Below are 3877 nucleotides of genomic sequence, written 5' to 3'. Positions count from 1 at the left end.
TTCCACCACGAGAGGATCATCGCCAATGAGCGCTCCTGACGCCAACGCCCTGCGGCCGACCATCAGCCTCTTCGGTGCGGTGACGCTGGCGATCGGCATCGTGGTGGGTGCCGGCATGCTGGCGCTCCCCGGTCTGGTCTATCAGCAGGCCGGAGGGTGGGCCCTCTGGTCGTGGTGCCTGGACGCGGTGGTGGTCGCCCCGCTCCTGGTGGTCTTCGCCAGCCTTGGCCGACGCTTCCCCTCCGCCGGCGGCGTGTCGGGTTTCGTCGCGGAGGCCTTTCCCTGGGCGGCCATCGGCACGTCCTACCTGCTCCTGGGCACCTTCGCGCTGGGCATCCCGGCCATCGCGCTGACCGGCGCCACCTACATCGTCCAGGGCCTCGGGATTGACTCCGCCACCGCGCCGGCGTTGACCGCCGCGGCGGGAGCGGTCCTGCTCGGCACCGGTCTCCTCGCCACCTGGGCCGGCGCGAAGTTCGCCGGCCGCCTTCAGGACATCGTGGTCATGGTGCTGGCCGGGTGCCTGATCGCGGTGGCCTTGGGCGCGGTCCCGCACTGGGGCGCCATCGACTTCCGCGCGGGCTCGCCGTCGCTGTCCGGTCTGTGGGGCGGGGCGGCCCTGGCCTTCTTCGCCTTCACAGGCTGGGAGATGCTCGCCTTCACCGCGGAGGAGTTCAAGAACCCCAAGCGCGACTTCCCCATCGCCGTGGTGCTCAGCTTCGTGGTGGTGACCGGGCTCTACCTCGGCATCTCGGCGGCGGTGCAGGCGCTCGTGCCGCTCGACAGCCCACAACTCGCCGGCGCGCCGTTCCTCGCGGTGGTGGAGAACCTCGCGGGCGGGCGAGTGCCAGGCGTGGCGGTCGCGGTTCTGGTGACCGGCATCATCGTGGTGAACCTGAACGGAGCCTGCTGGGCGGCGTCGCGCCTGCTGTTCGACATCGGCCGCCGCGGATGGGCGCCGGCCTCGCTCCGCCTGGGCACGGTGAATGGGAGCGGGACGCCGCGGGCCGCGGTCGGCGGAATGGCGCTGATCTTCGGGTCGGTGCTGGTCGCGCAGGCCGTGGGGATCGTCTCGCTCGAAACGCTGCTGATGACGGCGGGGCAGAACTTCTTCCTGCTCTATCTCGCCAGCGGTGCGGTCTACGTGGCCCTGGGGCGCTCCGCCGCAAGCCGGATTTTCGGTGGCCTGGCGGTCATGGGATGCCTGCTGTTCGCCAAGGCCTACGGGTGGGGGCTCGTCTACGCGGTGATCGTGTTCAGCGTCCCCTATCTCGCGAAAAGGATCTTCCGTCCATCCCGGACGGCCGGCGCCGATGCGCCGACCGGTCCCTGACTCCACACGGGGCAGGCACCGCAGCGGCCGCAAGCCGCCACGGTGCCGACCTGTCGCGTCTTCGCCTACCAAGGGCCGAGCCATGAACGATGAGATGTCGACCGCACCCGGCAACGACGACCAGGACGGGACCGGGAAGAAAGCGAACCGCCGGAGGAGCGAGCCGTCCCAGCGGGTCGGCAAGACGCAGTCGCCGATGATGAAGGCGGCGCTGGGGCAGGTGAACCGGGGCATTGCCATTACGCCGGGCCGCAGCATCAGGATCGGCGGTCGGCGAACCACCATCCGCCTTCAGGATGCGCTCTGGGATGCGCTGCGGGAAATCTCCAAACGGGAGCGCCAATGCGTCGACAGCCTGTGCACCGAGGCCGCCCGCAAGCGTCCGGCGGGTTTGTCGGTCAGCGCTGCGGTTCGGCTGTTCATCGCGCAGTATTTCCGTGAGGCCGCCAACGATGATCCCCTCGACACCGAAGCGCCGGGGACGGACGTCCCGTTCGACAGGACGAGGGCGGGCAAGGATTGGAACGGGTGATGGACCGATGGGGTGCCCGGTAAAGACGCTCCAGTCGCAGGCTGGTTGCCACACCGCGCGCCCATAGGTGGATTCGGCGGGGACGCTTTTCCCCGTATGGCATACATTGGGAAGAAGGGGATGCATCCAGCCCCACCGTGCGGATGCCGCTCCGCATCGTTGATGGTGATTGGTGCCGCTGATGAACCGCCGCCTTTTGTGCCTTGCCGTTCTGGGGCTCACAACCGCCGCTCCCGCGGCGGGCCAGGAGGTCGTCACGTGCCAGTCCTGGCGGCACCAGCCCATTGACGTCACGAGCGACAGCCGGATCCCCGCCTTCGTTCCGGACCGGGGCTGGGTGAGCGTTCACCCGCGCGGTGTCGAAGGGCCCCGGCCCGATGGCCATTGTTCCACCGAACAGTTTCTTGCCCGCCTGACTCAGACCACGATCGTGCTCACCCTTCGGAGCGCCCGGCTGGTGGCCTTCTGCGCTCCACGAGATGTGGGTCCCGAGGACGTTGAGGCCATCGTGCTCATCGATGGCGTCGACCTGCAACGCATTCTGGCCGATGCGGCGTTGGCCCAGCCCGCGGACGGCACGCCGCGCCGCGATTGGTGTGCCCGTTGACACGGCAGCGTTTTGCATCCGGAGCCGGCGGACGCGGCTCCGTCCAGTCGAGTTCGATGAGGACACCAAGCCCTTCATTCCGCAACGGCCGCACCGCGGACCCGGCCCCAACCGACGCAGCGCCGCATCGGGGTCTTCGGCGGCGGCACAATCGGGCGGTCCGCTCCGCTGGTGAACGTCGCAGTGTACCGTCCATGCAGCGCCATACCCGCGGTGCCAGGGAGCAGTCATTTGTCCGTTGTGCTTCTCCGATCGTTTGAGGAGCATGAGGCCGCCGCACCCCGGAGGTCCCATGCACCACGACACGCTGCTCTGCCTCGACATCGAGACGATGCCGGACCGCCAGATCCTTCCGGCGGACTGGCCGGCGGAGAAGTTCCCGCCGCCGCATTGCCATCAGATCGTGGCGATCAGCTTCGTCGAGGCGGCCATCGACCGGTCCTCCGGCGTGGAGCGCTACCGTGTGACCGAGTGCCGGTCCGGCGGTGACCTCGACTACGACGAGGAGCGGCTGATCCGCGGCTTCTGGAAGCACTTCGCCCGGATGCTGCCGCGGGTGGTCACCTGGAACGGGCGCGGCTTCGACCTGCCGGTGCTGCGCCTGCGCGCGATGGTCTACGGTGTGCCGGTGCCGGCATGGTTCCAAACCGGCGACAAATGGAACGGCTACACCCAGCGCTACCAGCCGGACTTCAACTGCGACCTCATGGAGCAGGTCGCCGACTACGGCGCCTCACAGCGCATCGGCCTGCAGGACATCGCCGACCTGATCGGCCTGCCCGGCAAGATCGGCGGCCACGGCAGCGAGGTGGCCGACATGATGGCGCGCGGCGAGCTGGAGAAGGTTCGGGCCTACTGCGAGTCGGACGTGCTGACCCTCTACGCCGCCTATGTCCGCTGGGTGCTGCTGACCGGGCGTACCGACCCGGCCGGGCACAACGCCAGCGTCGACAGCTTGGTGGAGTGCCTCGTGCGCGAGCGCGCCGACCGGCCACATCTCGGAACATTCCTCGACCTGTGGCAGGCCTCGACACGGCCCGCCCCGATGCATGTGCCCGTGCCGCGCCCCACGCCGGTCGCCGAACCGCCGCATCTGCCGAGCGAACACGTCCTCTGACGCGGTGTCGGCTCGGTGGATCGCACCGCTCGCCGGTGTGGAGAGCGGAGACCGATCCCCCACGGAGGATCAGAGGTCGAGGACGATGTCGAAGGTGCCCTGGACGGCGCCCGCCTCGAGGCCGTCCGCCGCGGTCAACGGGATGATCACGCTGCGGCGCGCCTGCGGGTCGCGGATGGCGTTCAGCAGGCCGTCGCGGGCGTTCAGCGGTTCTCCCGCGACGTACATCTGCGTCACGAACCGCCCGGTGCCGGGCACGATCACCGCGTAATGGATGTGCGGCGTGCG

The 3877-nt window shown here is 69.3% G+C and carries 5 protein-coding genes; 4 read left to right on the top strand and 1 reads right to left on the bottom strand.

Translation table 11 applies throughout. From position 1 onward, the window contains the following. Nucleotides 1–25: 25 nt before the first annotated feature. The 4 genes from AC1DVI_RS31965 to AC1DVI_RS31950 all read left to right on the top strand — a co-directional run bounded on the left by AC1DVI_RS31965 (nt 26) and on the right by AC1DVI_RS31950 (nt 3589). On the top strand, nt 26–1333 hold the full coding sequence (locus AC1DVI_RS31965) for an APC family permease (protein WP_476961407.1): 1308 nt from the start codon (nt 26–28) through the stop codon (nt 1331–1333). Between the two features lie 94 nt (nt 1334–1427). After that, a complete protein-coding gene (locus tag AC1DVI_RS31960; protein ID WP_476961406.1) occupies nt 1428–1865 on the top strand; it encodes a ribbon-helix-helix domain-containing protein in 438 nt (145 codons plus the stop codon). A gap of 181 nt (nt 1866–2046) precedes the next feature. Continuing rightward, nucleotides 2047–2472 (top strand): hypothetical protein, encoded by a 426-nt coding sequence (locus AC1DVI_RS31955; protein ID WP_476961405.1) that lies wholly within the window; start codon nt 2047–2049, stop codon nt 2470–2472. 292 nt (nt 2473–2764) lie between these two features. After that, nucleotides 2765–3589, top strand: a complete 825-nt coding sequence (locus tag AC1DVI_RS31950; RefSeq protein ID WP_476961404.1) for a 3'-5' exonuclease — start codon at nt 2765–2767, stop codon at nt 3587–3589. Nucleotides 3590–3658: 69 nt separating this feature from the next. Here AC1DVI_RS31950 and AC1DVI_RS31945 read toward each other — a convergent pair. Continuing rightward, a partial coding sequence (locus AC1DVI_RS31945) for a dioxygenase family protein (RefSeq protein WP_476961351.1) occupies nt 3659–3877 on the bottom strand: 219 nt, incomplete at its 5' end.

The organism is Azospirillum sp. P4_B5 (assembly GCF_056402275.1).
The sequence above is the reverse complement of the archived record's forward strand: the minus strand, read 5'-3'. Positions and strand labels throughout refer to the sequence as shown.